This window comes from Pararhodobacter sp. (assembly GCF_034676545.1).
In the GTDB taxonomy this organism is placed as follows: Bacteria; Pseudomonadota; Alphaproteobacteria; order Rhodobacterales; family Rhodobacteraceae; genus Pararhodobacter.
The window spans coordinates 3492806-3518353 of the sequence record NZ_JAUCBZ010000015.1; the positions used below are offsets into that span (position 1 = coordinate 3492806).

The 25548-nt window shown below is 60.5% G+C and carries 19 protein-coding genes; 10 read left to right on the forward strand and 9 right to left on the reverse strand.

Features of this window, described 5'->3' with window-relative positions:
- Positions 1 to 7: 7 nt before the first annotated feature.
- The 4 genes from VDQ28_RS20600 to VDQ28_RS20615 are packed head-to-tail and all read left to right on the forward strand — an operon-like array spanning position 8 to position 4536.
- Complete coding sequence (locus VDQ28_RS20600; protein WP_323037721.1) at positions 8 to 976, forward strand: phage BR0599 family protein; 969 nt, start codon at positions 8 to 10, stop codon at positions 974 to 976.
- Positions 910 to 1158, forward strand: coding sequence for a hypothetical protein (locus VDQ28_RS20605; protein ID WP_323034931.1), 249 nt, complete (start codon positions 910 to 912; stop codon positions 1156 to 1158). The genes VDQ28_RS20600 and VDQ28_RS20605 overlap by 67 nt, the downstream gene beginning before the upstream one ends.
- The gene (locus VDQ28_RS20610; protein ID WP_323037722.1) at positions 1155 to 1418 is read left to right on the forward strand and encodes a hypothetical protein; all 264 of its coding nucleotides are present in this window, start codon (positions 1155 to 1157) and stop codon (positions 1416 to 1418) included. The genes VDQ28_RS20605 and VDQ28_RS20610 overlap by 4 nt, the downstream gene beginning before the upstream one ends.
- Positions 1408 to 4536, forward strand: coding sequence for a phage tail protein (locus VDQ28_RS20615; protein ID WP_323037723.1), 3129 nt, complete (start codon positions 1408 to 1410; stop codon positions 4534 to 4536). The genes VDQ28_RS20610 and VDQ28_RS20615 overlap by 11 nt, the downstream gene beginning before the upstream one ends.
- 68 nt (positions 4537 to 4604) lie before the next feature.
- Here the strand turns inward: VDQ28_RS20615 and VDQ28_RS20620 are convergent, their stop codons facing one another.
- Positions 4605 to 4790, reverse strand: a complete 186-nt coding sequence (locus VDQ28_RS20620; protein ID WP_323037724.1) for a hypothetical protein — start codon at positions 4788 to 4790, stop codon at positions 4605 to 4607.
- 148 nt (positions 4791 to 4938) lie between these two features.
- Here VDQ28_RS20620 and VDQ28_RS20625 point away from each other — a divergent pair, with 148 nt between their 5' ends.
- From VDQ28_RS20625 to VDQ28_RS20650, 6 genes are all read left to right on the forward strand, one after another.
- Positions 4939 to 5613 carry a DUF2793 domain-containing protein gene (locus tag VDQ28_RS20625; protein ID WP_323037725.1) on the forward strand — a complete coding sequence of 225 codons (675 nt, stop codon included), beginning with the start codon at positions 4939 to 4941 and terminating at the stop codon, positions 5611 to 5613.
- Complete coding sequence (locus VDQ28_RS20630; protein WP_323037726.1) at positions 5610 to 5888, forward strand: hypothetical protein; 279 nt, start codon at positions 5610 to 5612, stop codon at positions 5886 to 5888. Before VDQ28_RS20625 ends, VDQ28_RS20630 begins: the two co-directional genes overlap by 4 nt.
- Positions 5889 to 5892: 4 nt before the next feature.
- On the forward strand, positions 5893 to 6759 hold the full coding sequence (locus tag VDQ28_RS20635) for a hypothetical protein (protein ID WP_323037727.1): 867 nt from the start codon (positions 5893 to 5895) through the stop codon (positions 6757 to 6759).
- 162 nt (positions 6760 to 6921) lie between these two features.
- The gene (locus VDQ28_RS20640) at positions 6922 to 7230 is read left to right on the forward strand and encodes a hypothetical protein (RefSeq protein ID WP_323037728.1); all 309 of its coding nucleotides are present in this window, start codon (positions 6922 to 6924) and stop codon (positions 7228 to 7230) included.
- Between the two features lie 118 nt (positions 7231 to 7348).
- Positions 7349 to 8023 (forward strand): YcbK family protein, encoded by a 675-nt coding sequence (locus VDQ28_RS20645; RefSeq protein WP_323037729.1) that lies wholly within the window; start codon positions 7349 to 7351, stop codon positions 8021 to 8023.
- A 165-nt stretch (positions 8024 to 8188) separates the two neighbouring features.
- The gene (locus VDQ28_RS20650) at positions 8189 to 8437 is read left to right on the forward strand and encodes a hypothetical protein (RefSeq protein ID WP_323037730.1); all 249 of its coding nucleotides are present in this window, start codon (positions 8189 to 8191) and stop codon (positions 8435 to 8437) included.
- A gap of 194 nt (positions 8438 to 8631) precedes the next feature.
- Here the strand turns inward: VDQ28_RS20650 and VDQ28_RS20655 are convergent, their stop codons facing one another.
- The 8 genes from VDQ28_RS20655 to VDQ28_RS20690 are packed head-to-tail and all read right to left on the reverse strand — an operon-like array spanning position 8632 to position 25477.
- Positions 8632 to 10890, reverse strand: coding sequence for a GmrSD restriction endonuclease domain-containing protein (locus tag VDQ28_RS20655; RefSeq protein ID WP_323037731.1), 2259 nt, complete (start codon positions 10888 to 10890; stop codon positions 8632 to 8634).
- 10 nt (positions 10891 to 10900) lie between these two features.
- Positions 10901 to 11701, reverse strand: a complete 801-nt coding sequence (locus VDQ28_RS20660; protein ID WP_323037732.1) for an HNH endonuclease — start codon at positions 11699 to 11701, stop codon at positions 10901 to 10903.
- A 4-nt stretch (positions 11702 to 11705) separates the two neighbouring features.
- Positions 11706 to 12827 (reverse strand): ImmA/IrrE family metallo-endopeptidase, encoded by a 1122-nt coding sequence (locus tag VDQ28_RS20665; RefSeq protein WP_323037733.1) that lies wholly within the window; start codon positions 12825 to 12827, stop codon positions 11706 to 11708.
- A gap of 3 nt (positions 12828 to 12830) precedes the next feature.
- On the reverse strand, positions 12831 to 16646 hold the full coding sequence (locus VDQ28_RS20670) for an Eco57I restriction-modification methylase domain-containing protein (RefSeq protein ID WP_323037734.1): 3816 nt from the start codon (positions 16644 to 16646) through the stop codon (positions 12831 to 12833).
- A 2-nt stretch (positions 16647 to 16648) separates the two neighbouring features.
- Positions 16649 to 19414 (reverse strand): DEAD/DEAH box helicase, encoded by a 2766-nt coding sequence (locus VDQ28_RS20675; RefSeq protein ID WP_323037735.1) that lies wholly within the window; start codon positions 19412 to 19414, stop codon positions 16649 to 16651.
- Between the two features lie 4 nt (positions 19415 to 19418).
- The gene (locus VDQ28_RS20680) at positions 19419 to 21005 is read right to left on the reverse strand and encodes a DUF1998 domain-containing protein (RefSeq protein ID WP_323037736.1); all 1587 of its coding nucleotides are present in this window, start codon (positions 21003 to 21005) and stop codon (positions 19419 to 19421) included.
- 3 nt (positions 21006 to 21008) lie between these two features.
- Complete coding sequence (locus VDQ28_RS20685; RefSeq protein WP_323037737.1) at positions 21009 to 24590, reverse strand: DEAD/DEAH box helicase; 3582 nt, start codon at positions 24588 to 24590, stop codon at positions 21009 to 21011.
- A gap of 8 nt (positions 24591 to 24598) precedes the next feature.
- Positions 24599 to 25477, reverse strand: a complete 879-nt coding sequence (locus VDQ28_RS20690; protein ID WP_323037738.1) for a WYL domain-containing protein — start codon at positions 25475 to 25477, stop codon at positions 24599 to 24601.
- Positions 25478 to 25548: the final 71 nt, after the last annotated feature.

Sequence of the window (25548 nt, forward strand, 5' to 3'; positions counted from 1 at the left end):
CCCACCCATGACCTACGCCAGCATCGAAACCTCCAGCGCCGAGGGCCGCCCGTATTTCCTCTATCAATTCGTCGAGGGGGAGCAGGTCTGGCGTTTCACCAGCCGCGTCGACGCCTGGACCAGTGCGGGCAGCGGCGGTGAGACAATCACTTGGGACCCCGCCGCCGTGGCCCATGGCGATGTGGTGCAGACGAGCGAGATCGAGCGCGGGCGGCTGGAGCTGACCTGGCCCTTGTCGCATCCCTTCGCGCGGCGGTTCCTGGCACCCATGGGCAATACGCCGGTAACGCTGACGATCTTTCGCGGCCATGAGCAGGTGCTGGGCGAGACGGTGGCGCATTGGAAAGGCCGCGTTGTCGGCGCCGAGGTTGAGGGTCCGCGCATCCTCTTAACCTGCGAATCCGTGTTCAGCACACTGCGCCGGGCCGGTGTACGGGCCAAGTACCAGCGGCTTTGCCGCCACGCGCTTTATGGCCGAGGCTGCGGGCTCGACATCGCGGAACATTGGCAAACCGGGACAGTCACAGCCGTTGCCGCCAATGCAGTCACGATCCCAGAGGCCGCAGAACAGCCCGATGGCTGGTTTCGCGGCGGGGTGCTGCGCTTTGGGACGCAGCTTGGTTTCATCACAGGCCATGCGGGTGCGGTGCTCACGCTGTCGCGCCCCATGCCGGATCTGGCCGCAGCTGTGGCAGCGCCAGAACTGGACCCAGAGACCAGCGATCCAGTTCCCGTCCTCGTCGACATCGCCCCGGGCTGTGACCTGCGCGCCGCCACCTGCACGGCCAAATTCGGCAATCTTCTCAACTTCGGTGGTTTTCCCGAAATCCCCTGGCCAGCAATCCCTTCGGTGGCGGCTCCATCGTCTGACGCGCACTCGCAGCGCCCACCTGCAAACGGCAATCCCCCATGGTCTGGACCTTCATTGCGCGGCTCGTTCTCGGGCTGGTGCTCTCGGCGATTTCTTATGCGCTGAACCCACGCCCCAAGACAGAGAAACCTCAGGCGGCCGGGCTCGACGATTTCTCGCTGCCCACCGCCGAAGAAGGCCGCCCGATCCCAGTGGTGTTCGGCACCGTGCTGATCACCGGGCCCAACACGGTCTGGGCTGGTGATCTCAAGGTCGATCCCATCAAGAAGAAAGGCGGCAAGAAATGACGGATCCAGATCAAACCGCCCCAGAACCCCTTGTTGTCACGATCCAGGATCTTCGCGCGGCGCGCTATTGCCTCGCAGGCGTGCGGCCATGGTTTCAAAGGCATGGCCTCAACTGGCAGGATTTTCTTAGCCATGGCATCGACGCCGAGCGCCTGCGCGCCACCGGCGATGCGCTGGTCGATCCGGTGATCCAGGTGGCCAAAATACGGCTGGAAACTTTCGAGCCGTCCGCATCGCAGGTGGCCAGCGATGGGCGGTAGCAAATCGCAGACTGTCGGGTTTCGCTATTCGCTGGGGATGCATCTCGCCCTATGCCATGGGCCAGTCGATGCGATCCGCGAGATCCTGGTTGATCGCCGCACCGCCTGGTCCGTCACAACCGGCAGCAGCAGCTCTGGCGGAGGGTCTGCGCTCGAGAAACCCATAGGCTTTGCCACGGGCATGTCAGCGACCGCCGCCTTGCCCGGTGAACCCGGTGCGACGATCACCTTTCCCGGCACGCTGCCTGGCGTGAAGGTTGGCCAAGACTATCGGCTGCGATTGGCGACTGGCACAAGCCAGCGGGTCACGCTGCAAAGCGTGGCGTTTGACCCGGCGACCGTGACAACGTCCTGGACGGTGTCGCCCGCCACCTTGGCTTTTCCGGCACAATCGGTCGAAAGCCTGCTCGCGACCACCGCTGCCAGCAACGCGGGCGCGGTCGGCGGGCAGATCCGCATCGACGCGCCTGATCTCTTTGGCGGTGAGAGCCGTGAAGGCGGTATCAGCGGTGATATCGATGTGCTGATGGGCGGACCAGAGCAGGGGCAGAACGACTATTTGGCAGCCCGCATGAATGGCGAGGTGCCAGCCTACCGCGGGCTGTGCAGTCTTGTACTGCGGCAGGTCTATCTCGGCATCAATCCATACCTGAAGCCCTGGGCCGTGCGCATCACCCGCGTACTGTCCGGTGAAGCAGGTGCCCAGCAATGGTATCCCGAGAAGGCGGCCATCGTTCCCGAGGCCAGCATCTCCGATGCTGCGATCTACATCGCGCTCGACACCTCGGGCTCGATGTCGGGCACCCGTATGGCGGCGCAAAAGGCAGGTGTAGCCGCGCTGATCCGTGAGATTGGCGCAAGCGTCGATCCCGACCGGCCCAACGACATGCGCATCGTGTTGTGGAACGCCACGGTCGCGGGATCGATTGAGCGGCGCGACATGGGCCCCGGAGACTACACGGAGCTCGAGGCCTGGATGCTGGCGCTGCCGATCAGCACCTTTGGCGGCACCAGTTTCAACGCGGCCTTTGCCGAGGCCGCCGCCTTCTTCGCGGGCAGCGGTTCCAAACGACGGATCGCGATCTTTGTCACCGATGGGTTTCCCGAACCCGCCTCCTCGGTTGATGCCGCGGAGGCCATCATCGCCACCCTGCCCCCAACCGACATCTTTGGCTTCAATATTGCGCTCACAGATACAAGCTGGACTGCGCGCATCGACAGTACGCCGGTTGATGGCGTGCCGGTAATCCCGCCCGGCGACAGCCAGGCACTGGTCGCCTCCCTGCGCGGGGCGTTTGTCAACGGGCCGGACATGAACCCCGCGCATATCATCCGCGAGTGCCTGACCAATCGCGACTGGGGTCTCGGGTACTCGAGCGTCGAGATCGGGGCGAGTTTTGCCGCAGCGGCCGATACGCTCTACGCCGAAGGCTTCGGCCTGTCGCTGATTTGGCAGCAGGACAGCTCAATCGAAGAGTTCATTGCCAGCATACTCGACCCTATCGATGCGACGCTGTTCATTGACCGGCGCACCGGGCTTTGGGAGATCAAACTGATCCGGGCCGATTACACGGCAGCCACACTGCCCCTGTTCGATGAGACAAATGTTGTCGACTGGGGCCGCTTGGGGCGGCGCGCCCCGACGGATCTGATCAACAGCGTCACCGTCCGGTTCACCGATGCAAACACCGACGAGACGGGCGCGGTCAGTGTGACCGACACCGCCCGGGTGCAGGCCATGGGCGAGGTGATTGCCACCACACTGGATTATCCCGGCATCCGCACCCAGGGACTTGCGGTGCGCGTGGCGGAACGCGATCTGCGCGCGCTGTCGGTGCCGCTTCTGACGGGCGAGATTGTCGTCAACCGCGAGGGCGCGGACCTTGGCCCGGGTGATGTAATCCGGCTGCGCTCGGAAAGGCTGGGGCTTCAGGATGTGGTCATGCGCGTTTCCGAGATCGGCCAAGGCGACGGGCGTGACAATGGAATTCGCCTCAAACTCGCCGAGGATGTGTTTGCGCTGGGCGCGACCGCCATTGCGGGTGGGCGCATGCCGAGTGGCACCGTCGTTACGGCACCACCTCGGGCGCTGGCGCGGCGGATGGTCGAGGAAGCCCCCTATTGGTTGCTGGTCCGCGAGTTGGGCCACAGCGAGGCGGACCGAATTCTTGCCGAGGATCCGGACGCGGGCGCGCTGATCGCCACGGGCGAGCGGCCCAGTGCGGATGCTCTGGCGGCGCAACTCTGGATCGACCCTGGCTCCGGCCCCGTGCAGGAAGGTGTCGTGGCTTTTGCGCCGACGGCGGTTTTGGCCAGCGATATGTCCGATCACCCCGAAGACCGGATCATTGCCGTCACCGGTTGGCGCAACATCGGCGAGATCGGGATTGGCACGCTGGCCAGCGTTGGCGGGGAGCTTGTGCGCATTGATGGGATCACCCAGATGACGATCACCCTGGGCCGAGGCTGCCTTGATACGGTGCCGCGCGCGCATGTAGCGGGAACGCCGATCGTGTTCTTCGACGAGGCCGCACGGATCACCGAGGCCTCATGGGCTGCTGGCGAGATCCTGGCGGTTCGGCTCCTGCCCGAAACCGGGCGCGGTACGCTGGCTTTTGCACTGGCCCCCGAGGATGGTGTGACCTTGGACCGCCGCGCCTTCCGTCCGCTGCCGCCCGGCCGGGTGCAGGGCAATGGCAGCTACGTGCCGGGCCTTGATGCGCTGCTCATCGGTGATCTGGAACTGACCTGGGCGCATCGGGACCGGCTGACGCAAACCAGCCCGGTGATCGTCGATCACACTGGCGCGTCCATCGGCCCAGAGCCGGGTGTCGGCTACATGATTGAGGTTCGATGGATCGATCCAGGTACAGGCGTGGCCATACTGCCGGCGGGCCTCGTCATCGACGCGGGGTCTGGCACCAGCTGGACCCTTGCGCCGGAAGATATCCAAGAGAGCGGCGCGCCGGAACGAACCGCCGAGATCGAGGTCGCGGTCAGGGCCCGCCGTTTGGTCGAGGGCACCTGGCTCACTGATCGCGAGGCGCGCTGGTTTCGCCTGACTGCGCCCTTTGCCGCTGGATGGGATCGCGGCTGGGGATATCTTTGGGGCAGCTGAGCCGATGCGACGGCCAAGTCCGCGAAGAACCGGGAGGTGGCGCGGCACCCAAACTGCGCAGTCACACGTCAACCCCATTGCATGCGCAGCAACTCCTCGGCCAGCCTACGATCGAACGGATCGTCACTCAAGGCCAGCAGCACCGCGCAGGCTTGGTGCAGGCTGACCGTTTCCGCGCACGTGCGCAGAACGGCACGCGCCAAGGCGATCTGGGCGCTGCGGCGCTCGGGATGGTAATCGATACTGTCAAACACGGACGGGCTACCAACTCTTCTCAACACGAGTTTGCAGAGGCCCGAAAGGGTGCCGCAAGCCATACGGCCCCCACTCTGCGCCCGGAACGCGCCTCGCGCAATCCGGCACTTCATCCCGTCACTCCTTTGCACTCCAACGAGGACTTACATGCCAGAACGGATCATGCCGGGATTGGGGCTGCGCGCCTTCTACGATCCCGGCCAACGCAATTGGGGCACCAGCCTCAGCGAGGACCTGCGCCGCCTCTCGGTGATGGTGCAGGCGCGCGCCGCATCGCGTAGCACCCCGCTTCCAGTCACCGGCAGCACCGGCCAGATCCTGATCGTGCCCGCTGGGGCCGCCACAAACCCCGGCGCGCTCGCGCTTTGGGACGGAGAGACAGGCGCTGAAGCTTGGGTATTTCTGCCCCCGCAAGACGGCTGGCAGGTTTGGATCACCGATGAGGCGCGGTCTGCGCGTTTCGCGGGCGGAGCGTGGGTCGAGGTGCCGCGTCCGGGCATTGTGACAATCCGCACCCTCACCGCCACGGCGCATGTGCTGGAACTCATCGATCTAGGCGCCATCCTCGAAACCATCGGGGCTTCCCCCGTCACAGTGACGATCCCCTCCGAGGCGAGCGTGGCATTCGAGATCGGCACGCTGATCAACATCACGCAGGTGGGCAGCGGCGTGGCGACGATCACCGCAGGCGCGGGCGTCTCGCTAAATGGTGTCGTTGCCGGATCGGTCGCCCTCGATGGGCCATGGTCCGGCGCCGCTCTCAGCAAGCGCGGCGCCGATGCCTGGGTCATTCAGGGTGCGCTGGCCGGGGCCGTGGCATGAGCCTGCTCCTGATGCGCGCCGCGATCCTCGCTCAAGGCCGCGCCCCGACCCCTCCGCCCCCGGTCCTCTATGAGCCGCCCGAAGCAGACAGCATCATTCTCGAGTTCAGCGGGGGACCCTTCGTCCCTCCAGCGAGCGGTGCCATCACCCTCATATTTGGCGAAATCCCACCGCCGGGCCCCTACGCGCCGCCCGACGCGGGCAATATCACCCTCGTTATCCCCGACATCGCTTTCGTCCCACTGGCGAGCGACACGCTCATCCTGGAGTTTTGACACCATGGCGCAATTCAAATGGCTTGCCCCGGCGCGCTGGGCTACGGCCGACACGCTTTTCTCCAACACCGAAGCCGATCTCGCCCTCCTGACCAGCGGCGGGTCCAAGGGCTTCTTTGCCCCGGCCGGCCAGCAATCCGTCTTCGGCCGCTCAGGCGGTGGCGGTTCTGGCTCGAGTTTCCGGATCACCGCCGACGCCACGGCAAGCCAGACCAACGAGATCCTCGCCGTATTCCCATACCCGTTCAACAATCAGACCAGCGTGTGTTTCTGCCGCTCCTCGGACGCCTGGACCCAGACCCCGAACGGCTCAATCTTCGCGGCACCCCAATCGTCGACCATCGCAATCCGACGCCGGAGCACCTCGGGCGGCGAAGGCGATCTCGCGACGATCAACCTCGCCACGCTCGGCCGCAATCGCTGGCCCATCACCGCGCGGCTGCGGGTTGAAGGCACCGGGACCGTCAGCGTCTTCGCCAAGGCCTGGCCGATCGGCGAGCCCGAGCCTAACGCCTGGGATGTCACCACCTCCTATACCAGCACCAACGATGCAGGCTTCTCGGTGATCGGTCGCACGGGCACCGGCTTCCCCGCCTTCCTGTCGCATTTCTCGACGGGGACAAATGGCGACAGCGCTCCGCATCTCTATGGGGCCCTCTCCGGCATCGTGCGGGCAGAGGGCGCGCCGGTCTCGCGCCCCGTGGTGGCCGTCGCCCGCGGGGATCAGAAATATCTCTTCCACGGCCAGAGCGACGTCAGCGGGCTCTTCTCCATCGCCGCCCTGACCGGCTTTGACTACACGGTCTTCGCCCTCGATCCACTGGCGGGACCTTACAACGCCGCGGTCGTCGACAAGGTCGCGTTGGCCTGAACACCTGCCCCACCTTTGTGATGCCGGCCGAGGTCGGGATCGTGTCGTCGTGCAGACCGACTGCGACCCCGTAAAGCTAGTCCCAAAACGCTACCAGAGCCGCCGCCGCCCTTCGCGACGCCGCCCGCACCTGTCTCGAAAGTCCCCCATGAAAGAACCGACATGACTGATCGCACCACGCTTCTGCAGGAGGTCGCCCAAGCGCTTCGCGACAATGGCCTAGCCTCCGCAGTCACTGCGCTGGTCGGCGGCGGTATCGCCTTGCTGGCCTCCGCCACCCGCAAAGCGTTTACAAACGACGCCATGCTGGCACGGCTTGACCGCGAGTTGATCGCCGAGCGCAACCGCGTCGATCGCCAGCGCGCCGAGGACCGCAAGGGCGATGCCGACCGGCTGGAACGCATCGAGGCCGACATCCGCGCCATGCGCGATCTGATGTTTGAGGCGTTCCAGCGCGGCCGAACCGACTGAGCGGCGCACACATCTCTAGCCAACAACAAACTCACCCCGGCGGCTATGCCCGCCCTAACCAAAAGACTGCCCCGCGCTGTGGCGCGGGGCATGACCTTTTCGCATCTGGAGGATCACGATGCCGACCCTGACCTACACCCATTGGCGCGATGTGCCCGAAACCACATGGCGCTGGCCCAGCTTCTCGCCAACTGAGATGGCCTGCCGCGGCAGTGGCGCGATCAAGATCAACACCGAGGCGATGGACATGTTGCAGCGCTTGCGCAATCGGCTCGCCAAGCCGCTAATCGTGCTGTCTGCCTATCGCAGCCCTGAGCATAACCGTGCCGTCGGCGGTGCACCTGCGTCAAAGCACATGCTGGCCACCGCCTTTGACATCGCTATGGCCAACCATGATCCGGTGGCGTTCGAGGCCGCAGCACGCGCCGTCGGGTTCCTCGGCTTTGGCTTTTATCCGCGCTCGGGTTTCATGCATATCGACCTCGGCCCAGCGCGATCCTGGGGCGACCGCTTCCCGGTCCAGGCAACGGCGTTCATCGAGGAAACACCGCCCGCGCGCGAAGTGCTGGCCCAGAGCCGGACGCTGCGCGGAACCGGGGCCGCCGGCGTTGCGACCGTCGGCGCGGCCGGGATCGAGGTTGCGCAGGAGGTTCTGGCCGAGACGCAGGACGCGGTGCTGCCGCTGGTGCCGTATCTAGAAACCCTGCGCTGGGTGTTCATCGCGGTGGCACTGGGCGGGATTGCAGTCGCGGTCTGGGCACGGATCGATGATTGGACGCGAGGGCGGCGATGATGTGGGGCAGCTTTCTGGCCGGGATCCTCTCCCGGCCATGGGCGCGGCGGGTAGCGATGATCGCTCTCGCCGCGCTCACGATCACCCTCTTCCTTCTCAATCTCCGCCGTATGGGCGAGCGCGCAGGCCGCGCCGCCGAGCGGATCAACATACTGGAGCGTACCAATGAAATCCACCACCAGATGCTGGACGCAGCCGCTCGCCGTCCTCGTGATCGCAATGAGCTTGTTGACCGGTTGCGCAAAGGCGGGTTTTGACGCGCCGCCCAGCATCTGTCCGCCCGTGGTGGAATACAGCCGCGCCGAGCAGGCGAGCGTGGCGGAGGAGATGGACGCGCTGCCCGAGAGCGCGCTGATCGCAGGTTGGCTTGCCGACTACGTGGTCCTGCGAGATCAGGCGCGGGCCTGTCAGTAGCACCAAGAACCGGAACTACGTCTGCCCGACCGCTCGCTGGTTGCAAAGGCCCGTTGAATTGCGACCCAGCGCGACCGCAATTTCGAAGAATCCTCGCCGTAAGTGACCACGGAGTTCGAGGACACTGCTTTCGATTGATTTGGCATGATATCGGTCGCGGGCCGGATACTGCGCCGAATAGGGATGGCTAACGTTTAGCCATAGGCCTTCTCGAAACGTTGCTTCACGTATTCGGTGATTGCGCTGCCCTGAAGTTCGGCAGTGGCGTTGCCACCACGAACGAAAAAACGCTGCAATGAGCCGTCCTTAAGGAATGCCTCACGCGGACCAGGTTCGCATCGCACCAGCAGGACACGCACTCCATCTTGTTCTTCGAACCTCGGGTGAACGTAAGGACGGAATACGTCGCCCAGCCTGGATGTAATCAGGTTCACCAGGTGCAGTGCCATCTTGTCTTCGTTCGGAAACCCGTCAGCTTCCAGCCCCAGCACTTCGCCATCATCGGCCACCCCGATGAGTAATGTCCCACCCTTAGCATTCAGAAACCCTGCTATCGTTTTAAGCGCAGAAACTTGGATTTTGTCATCCTGCTGATTTGTGTGCAGGTTAACGCGCAGAGTCGATTTGAACTCCACCGCGTCAGTTTCACCGGAGTTGATCAACTCTGTCACACTTATTTCAGTCTTATCGGCGATCGGCGCATTTCCCGCCAGGAGTTTCCATGCCGCTTCAATAACGCGAGCGATGCGCTCGCGTCGCTGCACCAAGAAATCTTCATAGGGTAAAGTCCACCACAGATGCGGTAGCGCATGCCAGAAGTAGAGCTGCGTTCGTTTCTCTGCAGACAGCGCCGCATCAAGAGGCGGGACATAGGCAGAAGGGGGCTGCTTCCCGATACTGATGTTCTCGGGCCACTCAATCGATGCGAAGTTTGCAATCTGGTTGATTTTCTTCAGTTCCCGGATCCCTTGTCCTTCCAGATAGGCGCGTGGAAAAAGGTGATGCCTTTCCAGAGCAACCTTGGTCCCCTTGACCGCCGGATCGACAAGGCTAGCGATCTTCACTGGACTGTAGAGCGCATCCGCATCAAGCTTGATCAGCGACGCGTTGTAAGCAAAGAGCGATGGGCTCTGCGACGCTGACGTTGCCAGTTGGCTTGGCAAGGTTATGCTCCAATAGTCAGGCGTCAGCGTGGTAGAGCAGATTTCCCTCAGTTTCGCGAGATACGCTGCGCCATCTGGAAGTTCCCGGACAATGGCCAGATCAGACTCAAAACGGGTTTCTGGCGAATTGGTATAGCGACCAGTCAAAGCTGCCATGAAAAAGAACTCAGCGATGGCCTGTCGCATCGATTTTTTGTCGATACCGTAATCCACGATTCCGACCAGATAGAGCACATAGCTGTAGATGATCGCGGTCCCCGAGCTAATCATCTTCTCACCACGATACCCGGCCAGTGTCAGCGCGCTTAGAAAATGGTGCCAGTTCGCAAGGTTAAGCGCAGCCGCCTGTCCCGCCTGCATCTTCTGGAACTGTTCGTCGCGTTTTTCCGGGTTGTCGATACCCGTCTTCGCGTCACGACCGCGCAAAACGTTGTAAACATTTTCGAGCCTTGCGCGCTTGAGCGCCAGACCAATGGTCGCCCTAAGCATTTGATCAGGTGCAGGTTTAATGAAATGGTTGAACGGGGATGCTTGGCCATCATGTGGCTTTGTCGCTGCGCTCGCGAATGCTTCAAGCTCTGTGCGGCCTTCGTCCCAATGGACCGACATCAGCGTCATGATGAAGTCCGACTGATTGAGCTGCTTTCCCTCACCGTTGATGCGCACGAACACATCCGCCACGGTGGCACCGTCCACCGTCGCAGATAGCGTGAGTGCTGTGAAAGAGTATTGATTGGTTAAACCATGCAGCTTACCGATTGCGTTCTGGATTTTCTTTTTGTCGACGTCCGATACCTCGCGCACGGAAGAAAGCTGGTCGAGGAATTCGCTCGCGATCGAGAATACATTGGCTTCGGGGCGCCAAAGCTCTGAGATATCGGGAATGTAGGATTTGTCTTTCACGATGGCTGCGTCCCAGACCGCGAAACGCTCAGTCAACGGGTTAAAGGCTATGCGGATGCGCTCTTTCTTGAAATTTGCCCGTGTCACCTCCTCCCCCTTTACGACCGCATAAAGGGAGGTCAGCCGCTGCTGGCCATCGACAATCGCAAGCTTTGGAACGGCCTTGGTGTTTTTAGTACCAATCCCCCGCAACCCGCCTTCTGCCCCCGTATCCCAGAACAGTAGAAAACCAGCCGGATAGCCCTTGTAGAGGGAGTCAAACAGGTTGCGTACCTTGACGTTTTTCCAAACAAACGGGCGTTGCAGATCTGGCAGGCCAACCTTTCCAAGATCGATATCGGCGATCAGAGCGCCTACGGGATAGCTGGTTGTCGTGAAAATTGTCATGTGCGGAGCCTTATTGGTCGAAATTGTTTGATTGGTTCTGGCTCGCATCTCGCGACGCTGAACCGTTGAAAGCATGGTCACGGTGCCACGCAAGATTTTTCCGCTGTCGCGACGTCAGCGAGAGCGAAGCCTGCCAGCGTAACTCAGTACGGGCAGCTTCGCTCAAGGCTGGAGAGAATTCAGGTTCTCCGGCGTCAGCGAAAGTGACAAGACCACGGTCGAACGCTGCATCCCAGAGAGCCGAAAGCAAAAGGCCGTTATGTACATCAAGGCGCTGAGCGTCGCCAATGCAGTCCTTCCATGGCACAATATGCGAGGCACGCAGGAGCGCCGGGTCGGTGATACCCGTCAGGGGGCAACGGCCTTGCCAATAGGTCATCAGTCGGTCGCGGAAGATATCCTGGCCGACGCGCTGGATGACCAATCGTTCGGCCTCGGTGGTCTTAGGCAAGCCTGCAATTGCGGCACGAAATTCTTCGAGCGGGCCATCAGGTAACGTCACGGCCAACTGATAGATGCGTGGCATCACAGCATAGAGCGCGGTCAGGTTGTGATAGGCATAGCGCAGCAAGCCCGGACCGGGCACATCAGCGGGCGGCAAGTTTAGGTCCTCAACGATCCCACCGTGATCGAGCGCCAAGAACCACGGCCCCTCGTGCCCACCTGCCGCGAACCAAACGGTGCCCTTCGCGGTCGTAGACCCATATCGCGCCCAGCCATCCGCTTCGCCCAAGGCGCGGCGATAGCCGTTCTGCCAGGCAACCTTCTGGCATTCTTGGCTGACAATAAAGCTCTGGGGCGACTGGATCATTTCCCTAAGCCTTCTCGTTCCAGAGCTTCTGCGCCGCGATGCCCATAGCTGTTTCCACGGCATTCGCCGCCCGGGTCACTGCATACAGGTTCAAATCTTGGAAAGCGCCCTTGTAGTTGGCCAGATAGCTTTCACTTCTGGGTTTCAGCCCGTTGCGCATTGCGACCAGATAGGCCGTCATTTCCGCCTCGACTTCCATCAGCGCGTGCGGCGTATCCCTCCGATCCGGCACCCGACGACCAGCATCAAGCCCGAGGTGCCCCAGGTAGAGATGCGCCAATTCATGCGCCACCGTGACGAAGCGCGTGGCGGCGTCGTGATTGCTGTTGTAGCCGAGCTGATAGAGGTTCTTGCCGGACTTGGCAGTCGAAGCCGCCAGCAACCTGATCCAGCCTGCCTGGCCATCGCCGGCGTCAAGGGCGACAAGGTCGATCCGTTCCTTCTTCACCGCTCGCATGAATTCGGTGAACCGGTTGTCGGTCAGGTTGCCGAAGGTGGGGAAGGCAAAGGCATCAACCGGGACATCGCGCCCCTCGGTATCGAGGATGTCGAAGACGAAATCGACCGGGCCCTTGGTGCGCAAAACCAACAGTGGGCGGGTGCCCTTCTTCGGCACCCGCCCGAACCGCTTGTGCCAGTCCTGTGCCGTTGCTGCGTGGGTCAGCCCCGGCTTCTGGATGTGCAACAGCATCGCGTTGAACGGGGCGAATTCGCGCAAGCGTATGGTGAAGGCGAACAGCTCCTTGATCGCCACTCCGCTGTTGTAGAGCTTCGTTGCAGCGATCAGCTGGTCGATCAGCGCGCGCTCGGTGTCATCCTGAGCGGAAGGTTGACCGCCGAACAGATCCGGCTGGATAAATAGAGAGGCGGGTTCCTCAGCCATGCCTGGCGTCGAAAGGGCAATGACAAACGGGTCGACGAGACCCTGCCGGACTTCATGAAGAAACAGACCGATGTAAGGCAAAATAGCGAAGTCCGATTCGTCCGGAAGCCCGTCTGATCCCAAGAGTTCAATCTCGGTGATGGGGTCCGATAGCCAATCATCTTCCGGCTTATAGATTTCTCGGACGCATGCGCAAAACAGTGGCTTGAACTGGCCATACCTGGTCGGATCAACGACGCCCATCCCCTACATCCCCATCGCCGCGAATTCGCCGTTCGCTTCCATCCGGTCCCAGGCGGCGAGGACGAGGCGGCGGGTGCGGTATTCGCCGTGGTGGCGGATTTCCTTTTCCTTCAGGACGCGGAAGGTTTCCGAGGGGTAGTCGGGGCCCTTCACGTCGGCGGGGTCGAGGATGTAGCGCAGCTCGTCGCGGGTCAGACCGTAGGCGCGGGCGTAGAAGGCGTCGAGATCGGCGCGGAGGAGGGCGCGGCGGTCCTCGTCCCAGGCGAAGGGCAGGCCGTCATGGCCCAGATCGCGGGCGAAGGGGGCGAGGCTGTGCGAGGTGTAGGTGAGTTCCAGCACCTTCGGAGTGATGAAAGCCACTTGGGGCGCAGTGTAAGATTCTGGGTGAAGCGTTGGGAACTGCGCAATTACATTCTTTCGAATATGTGTTCCGCCTACTTTGGCTTGAGCAACATAATCTAGGGTCAGACTATTTAGATTTGCCAACAAGCATGCACTTAGCGCCGGCGGGTCAATCAATGGCAACAACAGCGATAGTGTATCGTCTGTTGCCGTTATCGGAAACGCGGCCGCCACGACTGTCCTTTCGTTGGATGCGTTGGTTATATCTCGCCAACCCATCATCCAGCTGCGGCGCCACCCCTTTTCCAGAAGTCGATTAGCCACCTCTGTCTTGGGAACAAACCGATCAGTCCCACGCCAGTCCTGTGCGCCGAGGCGGATTTGTTCGGGTGCGTCAAAGCGATGGTCGTAGTGCCAGATGGATCCTCCCCTCTTTACAGGTAGAAGATTACCATTGCTATCATGCCCCAGATATTTCTCAAATAGCTCTGCATCTGACTGATTTGATGATGTAAAGAAATTCTGAATCACAATTACTTCGAATGGCGAGCGCTCTGGTTTACAGGTCGCATCAATAAGTGCAGCACCGAAAGAGCAGATCTTTGCAGTCAGTGACGCATCATGCCTCGTGCGGAAGACCGGCGCCGTTTTGGTATTCGGATTAATGGCGGCGATTTCCTGAGGTGAAAGACTGAAGTTGCGTTCCGGTTCTGCAATCTGAGAGGGTTCGGTTAGGTAGAAGGCAAAGTGTGCTACCGGTTCATCTCTGCCAAGCGTCAGGAGGGCGAATTTATAGCTCCTGTGGACGCTTGGAAAAATCGGCGCAGAGTTTTCAAAATCCACAAGTCGGGAGATCCTTTTTCCTTCGACAAGGTGAGCAAAGAAAGTTGCCGTCGTTGCGTCAGTAGCTATTCCCGTTGGCACTACGATTCCGGCGCGCCTCAGTGCAAGTTCAGAGAATAACTCAGCAAACAGGCTATATGTGTTCACCTTTCCTCGGGCAGTGAGATCAAATCGCCCAGACTCTCTTGAGAATTCATTGCTGGCATCAAAGGATCGCTTGCTCTTCGTGAACTCTGAAAATGCGTTTGGGTCGTTCTTTTCAAGTGCCGCGATTGCTCTCTTTCGCGCCGCGCCTTTCATTTCGGCGATTTCGGGCCTTCGCGACGCAAAGTATTCCTCTTCTGACAGCTGCATCACCTCCCACGGCGGGTTGCCCAGCACCACGTCGAACCCACCCCGCTGCATCACATCGGGGAACTCCAGTGGCCAGTGAAAGGCGCGGGCGCGGCGGGCGGCCTTGGGCGCGTCCATCATCGCCTGCCGCATCTTGCCCTGATTGAGGGCCATCCACAGCTCCTCGGTCGTTGGCACGGTGCGGGCAGAGGCCCCCGCCGGTGCGCCGCCAACCTTGGGCAGCAGGAAGGCCGCGACATACAGGTTCGCCGCCGCCGTCGCCCGAACAAAGGCCTGCCCCTTGCGCAGTTCCTTGAATCGCGCGGCCTTGGCCCCGATCTGCTCGACCGTATCCTCGGGCAGATCGCGGAAGCCCGAGAAATCCAGCGCCAGCGGTTTCATCTCGGGCATGGCAACCTGGCCGGTGCCGAAATCGAACCCGCCCTGACCGGACGTCGCGGCGCGGTTGGCTTGAAGGTAGTATTTCGCGGTGGGTTTGTCGTCACCCGTCAGCGGCTTGTAGGCCGCATCGGGGATGCCGTCTTGCAGCACCTTGAGGTCGAACACGCCCAATAGCGCATCGCCGCAGCGGATCTGCGCGTCGAAGAAGCCGAGGGGAAGGCCGGGGTCCACCGTCTCGATCCACAGCGCGACCTTGGTCAGCTCTACCGCCATCGGGTTACGGTCCACCCCGTGCAGGCAGGACCGCGCGACATCGCGCAGGGCATGGCGGAAATCGGAGAGCGACGGCGTGCCATCGGCGCGGATGCGGGCGAGCCGCGTGGCGATGCGGCGGGCGGCGGCCAGCAGGAAGTGGCCCGAGCCGCAGGCGGGATCGATGACCGAGAGTTTCAGCAGCACCTTGGCGGGATCGTCCGCCTCGGCCTCTGTCTTGTCCAGCACCGGATCGAGCGCAGTGTCGAGCAGCGCCTGAACGAGGCTGTCGGGCGTGTAGTATGAGCCTGTGGTCTTGCGCTGGTTGCCCTTCTGCTCGGCGGCTTCAGACGCGAAGAGCAGGGTCTTGCCGTCGTCGCCCAACTGCGGCTGCAGTTCGAGGAGGGATTCGTAGACGGAGCCCAGTTCCTCGGTCTCCATGGCGCGCCAGTTAACAGGGACCATGCCGGTTTTCTGGTCGAGCCAAGAGAGGCGGTAGAGCGCCTCCATGAAGGCACGATTGCGCAGGCGGGCAGTCTCGAGGTGGGGCAGCTTGTCGTCGGAGAAGAGGCCGCCGAGGGCCGGAAGCGCGAGTGCGGCCTGGCCATGGGCCAGCGCATGAAAGACAATCTTGACGCCCTCATAGCGGTCGTGATGCTTGTCCCACGAGGCGGCGCGGTAGCATTGCGCGCGCAGGGCCACCAGGCTGTAGCCCTCTGCATAAAGCTTGCGGGCGTCGGGCTTGCCCTTTTCGGGGTGCAGGAGATTGCGATCCTCGGCCACCATCAGGAAGATCAGACGGTAGACAAGGCGGAGGAGTTCGTTGAACCACTCGGTCAGGTTGACCTCGCCTGATTTTAACTTGGTCGCGAGATCAGGGTTGGCCTCGAGGAAGCCAGACCCGAGAACCTTGAGCGCGATCTGGACCTGAAGTGCCAATCTGTCGCGCGCAACTTCGCCTTCCTTCGACCCTGCGTCGCGCCAGCGTTCCAGCGCGCAATCTGTCGCCGGGGCGTCTGCGACGCCAAAGCGGGTGCGATGGATCAGTAGCCAGAGGACGGCAAAGGAGGCGGCATCCTCGTTGGTGAATATCTGGGAGAGGTCGGCCTCGATATACGCTGGGCGGGTCAGCGATGCGTTGTCGCGCATCAACCGGATCAAGGTACCGTTTGTAACGAGCCCCCAGAGGGTTTCGTCATGCTCGTTCAGGTGGTCCTGAAGCGCGAAGGCGGGGGAGCGTGTGCGGTCAGTCGAGAGCGTCGCACTGCGCCGGTCAAGTTTTTCGTCTGATGGGGGTACAACCACGATCGGCACTCGTCCGCCCGCGATGAAGGCCAAAGCGCCATCCGCTGGGGCAAGGTCATCGAAGCCAAAGGTTTCCTGCAGAAAGGCTTTGATAAAGCGTCGCGTCGCATCTGCGGAGGGGTCAGCGATCTTGGCAAAGGTGTCAAAATGGGACTGGCCGACGCGAAAAGCGGTTGAGATTTCCTCGCGGATCGTCAGCCCCTTGCGGATGCGGTAATCAGCCTCCGTCTGTTCTGACGCCTCACGACGGTCGGCTGCAGCGACCATGGCAGGCGCGATAAGGTTGCCTTCAAGGCTAAGCGATGGCCAGGCGGACATGTCAACGATGGGTTTGCGCGCCATGATCAGACCTCGCTCGGCATTAGGACGAACAGACCGATGACGTCTGGCGGCAGAACGGCCTCGACAGTGACGCGAGAGGCCGATCCGGCGGCGGCACGCAGGCGGGCGTGATCCTGCATGAGCTCTTCGGAACGGGTTTTGACAAACTCCGCCAACGGGCCGCCGAGCAGGTCGGGCAGATCCTCTTTCGCTTTGCCGATAAAGCGATCCCGAGCTGACGAAGCGAGGTCAGAGGTTGCGGGAGTGTTCAGAAACGCGCGGGCTGCTTCGCCGTTGGCGATAATCTTGCCGCCCTGCAGTGCGACAAGGGCCGCTTCCTCGGCCAAGAGCAGACGTTCTTTTCGCGCATGGACAGTCAGCTTGAACCGGATCCGAAGCAGGACCACCCGGGTAACCTGCTGAACGGCTGAGGTGGGCCAGGCACCAACCCGGCCGATCCCAAGACCGGACAACGCCTCTGGATCAAGCGATGCCTCTACCAGTGCCTCCGCGAGAGTGGCTGTCAGTGGATGAGTTCTGATGAGCAGTGCTGTCCCTGACGGCGCGGGTTCAATCATGGCAAGACGAATTGAGCCGGTCAGGCCCCGTTGTGCCAGCCGTTCTTTGAGGCCTGCCTCCAGCGCGTGGACATGCGCAACCAACAGGGTCTTTCGAGGTTCCAGAGGCACGCCAAAGCGGGACATAGCGCGTTCAATGAAAACCTTCGCATCTTCTGGCGATCCAAGGAGAGTGCGAACCTTTTCCCACTCTGGTGCTACTTCCTGCGGCTTCATCGCATTCTGGGCGAAGCGTGCGCGGGATTTCTTCTCGCTATCTGATGCGTCGCGCCAGCGCGCTTCCATGGCTTTCGTGCCATCGTCGAGGCGAAGGTCGAGCGCCAGCTGCCTTGTTCCACCCCGGCGCAACATCATCGAAGCCATCAGCGCGTCAGTTACGGGCCCCCGATTGTCAGGGAGTGGCACAGTAACGCCAGTTGCCTTGCGGATTTCTTCGGCCTTACGCAGGATCACTTCGAGAACGGCGCCGTCGATGGCGCTATCCGGTGAAAACATCATGATCGAGCGGACAAGCTCTGCCGGCTGTCCAAAGCGGTCAACGCGACCCTCGCGCTGCTGATGCCGGGTAGGGTTCCAAGACAAGTCGTAGTGAATGACGGTGTCGAAGAGCTGTTGAAGGTTAATCCCTTCGGACAAACAGTCGGTGGCCACCAAGATGCGCTGAATTTCCTTCTGGTCATCGGCCGACGCCATTTCGGCCACGCGGTCACGGCGCTCGTCGGGTGTCAAAACGCCTGTAACGGCTTCGATGGCCAGCTTGGGAAACGCCTTCCGCAGTCCATCACGGACATGCTCAGCAGTGGCGATATAGCGGCAAAATACGACGGGGTTCGCGCCTTTCTTGATCAGCGGCGTGAGCGCATCGATAAGAGCTGTAAGCTTCGGGTCGGCTTTGTAAATCAGCTCTTCTGCCTGGACGACCAAGGCCAAGAGGGCCGGATCAGTATCAAAGCCAGTGCTGGGTTCGATATCGACAGCATCTTCGTCATCGGAGTCTTCGTCATAGATCTGCGGCTCAAGTCGATCACTCTCATTGGACATCCGGTTGCGAAGGGCGCTGAGGGCGGCAGCTGGCGACGACCCAACACAGCGCATCAGGGCGAGCGTGCCCCAGAAGGCGAGACGCCGTTCCCGAAGCCCAGAACCTGCTCGCGAGACAACGCCAAAGCAGTAACCTAGTACCGCCTCTTGGAAATCGAGATGCGCCTGCGACAGCCGGTAAGGGGACTCGGTCGTTTCGTGCTTTGGGAAAGCGCGGTTTTCGTTCCATTCCCCCGAAATGAGATCGATCCGCTGGCGCTGCACGAAATGTCGCGCCAGACGTTCCCGGTAGCGGGCGTCATCAAAATTCATCGCGCCAAAGGACGGCTCGATTAGTGAAAGAAGGCGACCGAACGCATCTTCATCACCTGAATGGGGGGTCGCTGTCAGAAAGATCATCCGACGCTCCGGATCGCGGGCAAGGCCAGAGAGCAGTTCGAAACGTTGCTGCTTGCCCTTGTGCGTCCCCACACACGCATGGGCTTCGTCCACGATCACAAAATCGGGGCACGCTCGAGCAAAGCCTTCACGACGCTTTTCTGCCTTGATGTAGTCAAGGCTGACGACAGTGTAGGGGAAGGCATCGAACAGCGTCTGTGCGAGCGGGAGGCTGCGCTCAAGTCGGGCAGCACTGCCTGAGGTGACGGCGACAGCATCGATCCCGAAGCGCTGCTTCAACTCCCCCACCCATTGCTCGACGAGGTGCGGCGGGCAAAGAACTGAGAAACTATCGACTTCGCCGCGGTCCATCAGTTCACGAAGGATCAGGCCCGCCTCAATTGTCTTCCCGATTCCGACATCATCGGCGATCAAGAGGCGTGGAATTTGAAGGCGAAGCGCCATCAACAGCGGAACAAGTTGATAGGTTCTGGGCTCAAATGCCAGTTGCGCGGCCGAGCGGAATGGGCCCGCTCCACGTCGAAGAGTTAGCCGCATTGCGTCTGCCAAGAGCGCTGCCTTCGACTGGACGGTGACCGCTGCGTCGTTGGGCAAGTCGAAGCGGGCTGCCTCAACCGGCTGGGTTTCGAGCGATGGGTCAAGGATGACCGTGTCATTCTCACTGCCAGAAAGCGGGCGTAGCGCCAGAATGCCCTCGCGCGGAGACGGCAATGCCACCCATTCCCGCCCACGCGCGCGCACAAGATCTCCGGGAGCAAAATTTACGGCCATTAGATTAATCCTTGAACATCGAAATGAGCTCGTCGGGCACTCCGCCGGCGCAAGTCTCGGGTAACTCGAAAAGCGTCCAGCCCTTTTTGTCAGCGACCTCGCGCGCGGCCTCAGACAGGACTTCGGTGCAGGCGGCAACAAAATGATTACCCCAAACAAAGCTCATGTCCTGTTGGGCGAAGGTGACGTAAGCGCTATCCGGGGCCGGTATCCCGGCATCCTTGAAGGCAGGCTCCCATCCTTCTGAACTCGCCGAGCGAGACGATTTCGTCGCCAGTATGACTTCACCCCGCGCAAGATCGATCAGCATTTGTTTCGCTTCATCACTGGTGCGGTCAATCAACTCGTGATCCGGCTGGTTGAAGTAGGAGAGCAGACAACGATAGCAGCCACGGACACAGGCATCACCAGCACGATCCACCAGGAGCTTCGCATCGCCCGCCGCGATGGCATCGTCGACTTTGTCGAAGTGCATGATGGACAATGCTTGCCTCGCCACTTTGCCCAAGGCATGTACGTCTTCGACCAAGCGGTTTAGGACACCGGCACCGCCCTCCGTCGCTTCATAGGCGAGGATTGAGCGTCGGTTATCTCGGGCGGGCAACGGCTCCCCAAGGATCTCGCCCTCTTCAAGCTGAAAAGTGACCGCAATTCCGCGCAATAGCGCATGTTGGACGGTGGCGATTGTTTCGGGGGTGTAGGCATCTGGTTCGCGGAAGCGGAGCAGAAGCGCATTCTTGCGGTCCCGCACGATTGGCACGATGCGGACCGGTCTTGCGACGTCCGGCGGCACATCGACATCCGGATCCTCGTCTTCCGATTTCGCCCAATATCCGCTGCGCGGGTCGATGTTGAAGCCGAAGACGGTCTGGTTTTTGCGCCGCTTTAGTCCCTTGTTGATCCGGCTGATCTCAGCACTGTTTGCGTATTGGAGGGCGAGTATCGATGTTTCGCCGCAACGGAAATCAGCTTCGGTGACCTGAAGCCGACCATCCTTTCTGGGCCAAGAGAAAACAGTCTGGATATCAAATCCCTGGCGTACCCGCTCTTCGTCGTTCGCAGTGATACGGTCCGCGGGGGCAGCTTCGACATTGTCGATCCGGAGTGTTTTCTGCACTGGGACCTCGCCCGCCATGGGCGAGTTACAGGCGTGGCAGCGCTCGACTTCTCCTTCGTGGCAGGCGCCGCAATTGGAACAGATGAAGATATCCTTGGTAGCCAGTTCCGAGCCATCCCCGGTGCGCACCTCTGGCGGCAGCTTGGCCTTCATCACCCGGTAAGCCCGACCCTCGTGATAGATCAGGCTTCGTGGACCGAATTCCGAGATTGCGAGGAACCGGGCACGTTGCAGGAAGGAACCGGCCTTTCCTTCGCCAGGAACAAACGCGTAGAGCGGCAGCCGCGGGAAGTTGTACCCCGGCAGAAAACCTTCAGTCGCAAGGTATCTATACGAATAGAAGTCCGATCCGTTGGTGGCCTTCCCCTGCTCAAGAATCGCTATCTGATCGCTTGCCTGCATCTGAGCAGCTTTAATCTTGCGCCGGTCGGCACCAGAAAGGCCCGTGATCTCAGACCTGCTATTGGCCTCCATCAGCTAAGTCCGAGCTGAATTGTAAAGTTCACGCCAGCGGTCAAACGCGCGGTCAAATTCCTGCGGTGCGCGCATAGCAACCTCGAGGATGAAATCATCAACATCGCCCATCCAGACGGGTTTCTTGCCGTCCATTGATGCGAGGATTTGGTCCAGCACCCGCTTCATAGGGGCGCGCGCAGCTGTCACCAGACCTGGCTGGTTGATGACGTCGGTCACATCCTGTTTCAGCGGGTACTTTGCCTCCTTCAGATCAAGGATCTCGGGAATGTCTGCTGAAAGCGCCAGCTTGGCCTCGGCCAGCCAAACGGCATGCAAGTGCGAGCGAACCAACTCCTCGTTGGTGATATCGAGCGCAGGGGGCCTGACGACCCCCGCCACCATATCGTTGCGGCGCTCGAAGAAATACTGATCGTGCGGCGACTGCGCAGCGCAGTAGGTGACGATGACTGCTGCCTGTCCGGATCGCCCTGCCCGGCCAGCACGCTGCGCATAGTTGGCCGGTGTAGGCGGCACGTTGCGCAGATAGACTGCGTTCAACGCGGAAATGTCGACGCCAAGCTCCATCGTCGGGGAACAGAACAACGCGGGGAGGAACTGATCGGATTCGCCGGATGATTTGATCTCTGCTGCGTTTTCTTTGAGCTTGGCGCGGTCGTCATCCTCAAAACGAAAGCGCCATTCTCGCCACTCCCGCTGCCTTTGTGAAACCTGAGCCGTATGCTCGCGACCTTCCAGCCCCCAATAGGTGCTGCGGCCCTTTTTCAGATCGGTCGCAATAGCGTTGTAAAGGTCGTGGAAATACCGATTTCCCTGTGCCTGCCCGGCACGGACAGCTTCCCCAGGCACCAGACGAACGGCCGAAGGCGACAACCGCCATCCGAGCAGATCAGTTTCGATCTCGACAAGTGAAACCAGTCCCTCTCGAGCCATCAACTCCAGAAGGCCGGTCATAACGGCCAGGTAATCGGTTTTGTTGAGCTTCGTACCGATCACGCTCTTGCGGTTTATCGTGCGACCAATCCGGGAGTTGTGCCCCGCACGGATAATGGTCTGCTCTTCACGCAGTCCAACACGATCCTTTCCAGGTGCCTGCAAGAACAGGGTTGACCTGCTTCGGGGTGTTTCCTTCTGATCGATAGCCCAAGGTGTTCTCAACAGGTTTCGCGATTTTTGCCCGACGGTGTCGAGAACGGTCAGATCTAGTGCCTCGGTGCTGACCGCCAAACCCTCAAGCATCGCGCCAAGAATTTCCTTAAGCAGTTTCTTGCAGGCAGAGGCATCAAGGTTTCCAAGGTCAGGAAGGATAGCCATCAGGCTTTCTCTGTCCTCCGAGATGTCATCCAGCCCGATGAAGTCGACATCGACCAACTTCAGAACCGACAAGCTGGGGTTGGTATAGCGCCATCCCCGCCGCAGATCAGTCCAGACCCGGTGGGCCAGAACTTTGGCAAGTGAACGTTGAGAGTCTTCCCGAACCACTGCACCGGCTTCCGGGTCAAGCATCCAGTGGATTCGAAAATCCTTGTTGGCGGCTGTAAAGCCGAGCGCCTTCACGACGCGTAGTCCGAATTCGTCTTCGGCAATGCCGTCCTCGCCAGCGTCGAGCAGGGCACGAAGGATTGCGCCACGCAACAAACTCACGAACAAATAATCGTTGAAGTGACCTGCCTGAAGGGCAGCGTCCTGGCGGTTATCGGTGAAACCAAGCAACTTTCGCTTTTCTGGCGGAACACCGCTGCTGTCCCCATTCATCCATTCAAGAGCAGTCGAGACGAGGTGCGTGGTTGCCGAACTCCGGCCTTCGCCTGAAAGCCCGGCGAGCTTGCTGCGTTCCCGCATGCTCGGGTGTGGCTGGTCTAGGCAGCATGGACAAAACCCGAACTTGCCGGGAATGAACCAGAAACTTACGCCGTCTGCACCATAGCGCCCATTGGGTCGTACCGTGGCCTGCTCAAGCAAACAACTCTTGCGGTTGGAACGGAGCCGCTCGATGCCGTTTCGCTCTTCGCGCCAATCTTCTGGGTAAGTCTCAGGATCGCCCGTAAAGGCGTAGTCCGGATCACTTCCCCCGATGGGGGTCAGGTAGCCTGCAATATCGCCATCTGGGTCTGCGATAGGCGTCTCGTCAATGTTTCGGGGCAGGAAGCAAATCCCATCTGCGTCCTCTGTCTTGGTTACGACATGGACTTCATGGCCGCATTCCCTGCAAAACCGCGTCGGGTAAAGGCGATGGCCTGGCGCATCAGGATCTTCCAGTTGGCCTTCGAACAGGACCCTTCTGGGGCGACCAGTTAGCGTCGTGAAAATCTCACCTGCGCCAGAGATGAAGCGATGCAGCTTGAATGCGAGAAATGCGCCTTTGCCATGACCACCACGTTCGGCCTCCGGAAGGCTGACTCGAGTCAGGAATTGCTCAAAACCTTTCCGGCATGTTTCCGCGTCGATCTCGCTATCTTCCGAAAGCAGTTCGACCGCGGTGTTGAAAGGGACAGGTTTCTTGCGCTTAAGTTCTTGACCATCATCCAGACCGATCGCGAGTTCCGCCCAGACCGCAAGAGGATGTCCCTGCAGCACCTCATCTGTCAGATTGTCGGGAAGCTCATTCGTGAGAACAGGGGCCAGCTTGGACCGCACATCTTCGAGCTTCAAACGGTCATCCGTCGCTCGCTGAAGAGACTCGTCAATCACGGCATCAGGACCAATTGATGCCCCAAACAATCTGGATGCAACATCTGCGACGGCTTTAGCGCGACCAGCCTCTGAACCCTCGCTCGCCATGGTGGCCGAGGTGCCGATACAGATGGGTGCTTTGGTTGGAGCGCAGCGGTTCCGGAGGCGCCGGACAAGGATGGCCACATCAGCGCCCTGACGGCCGCGGTAAGTATGAAGTTCATCGAGCACGATGAACTCGAGGCCACTGGCATTGTCGATGACCTTGGTGTCGAGGCTGTCCTGACGAGTCAAAAGTAGTTCTGCCATCATGAAGTTCGTCAGAAGAATGTCCGGGGGATTGTCAGCAATTTTCTGGCGCTCTTCCTGGCTTTCCTGACCCGTATAGCGTCGTACAACCGGCTTCAGGTCTTCCGGCAGCCCAGATTGGGAAATGAATTTTTCGATTTCCTTGATTTGACTATTGGCCAAGGCGTTCATCGGATAGACGATGATTGCTCGCGTTTTGCGCGGCTGCCCGGCCTTTCGTGAGCGCACGATGGCATCGACCACTGGTACAAAGAAGCAGAGCGATTTCCCCGATCCGGTGCCGGTTGTCACAACAAAGCTTTGTCCCGTACGGGCTTTGGCGATGGACTGAGCTTGATGTCGATGAAATCTTATGGGCTTTGAATCCATACGGAAAATCTTGCCGGTGGCTTCGTCCAGATCGCCCGATTCCACTAGATCGTCCACTGTGGGCCCGGAAAGGAATCTGGGGTTCAGAGAAAGCAAAGCATCGGGCCAGAAGCGTCCCTCATCATATTGACTTTCAATCTCTCTCTTTATGTCCTCAGCCCGAATGGTGCTGAAGGATCTCGAGAAGCGCGCATAAGCGTCGATAAGGTTATGATCGAATTCAAAGGCTTTCATGGAAAATCCTACTGCTCCCCCACCCGTTCAGCTGGGCCCAGTATCTCGTCACGGTTCAAAAGCACGATCTGCTGATCCTGCGGTCGCCGCGCTGCTGGATCAGTGTCGAGACCGAGGCGTTTTAACGCATAGAACAGGAGCGCCCTGCGCACCGGAATCTCAGCCCGACCATCTTCCATGCCGTAGTCCATCTCGATGGCACGACGCTGCGTTGGCGAGAGGTCTGGATGCGGACCAATCTCGAGCACCACTTCTCTGTGCCAATCTGCGTCGCCTTGCTGGTCGGCCGTAACCGGTCCCTGGTTGCCAATCTCGACAATCCGCGAAAGCAGAAAATCCTTGAACACTTGGTCGTTCTGACAAAAGGCGCGCGCATGCCAGCGGAAGCCGTCGAAGGCCAGCGCATGCGGCTCGATCCAGCGCGCGCTGGGCTCTGGTCGTGACATCGATTGATAGGTCAAGTGAAGGGCTGCGGGTTCATGGATTGCGGCCAACACGTCGCGCAGGGTCTCGGGCGCAACACCGCGTGCAGGCGTTGGCGTCGCACCATATCCGGGAAACACGCTGATCCAGCTCTGCTCACGTGAGACAAGACCCTGACCGACGGCACGCAACTGGGCGAAATAATCCTCTGCACTGGGCGTGATGAAATGTGGCGTGAAATTCTTGCCCCGGACATAGGCGCGCTGGCTCTTGTCGTAGACGAGATTGCGCTTCCACTGGTCGGAATAGCCGCTCAGGTCGAGCGAGGCCTGCTGAAGCGAAATGCCGAACGTTTCCATAAGGTCTGAGCGGTTGATCCGTCCATGCCAGAACACCCGAAACTCGATGAATGCGTTGCGCCGCTCAGCGCCCCAGTTCAGCTGTTTGACGTGTTTCTTCGGCACGCGGTCCCTTTCCGATCACTTCCAGCGAGTATAGAACTAAAAAATAGTCCCTCGCAATAAAATGATTCAAC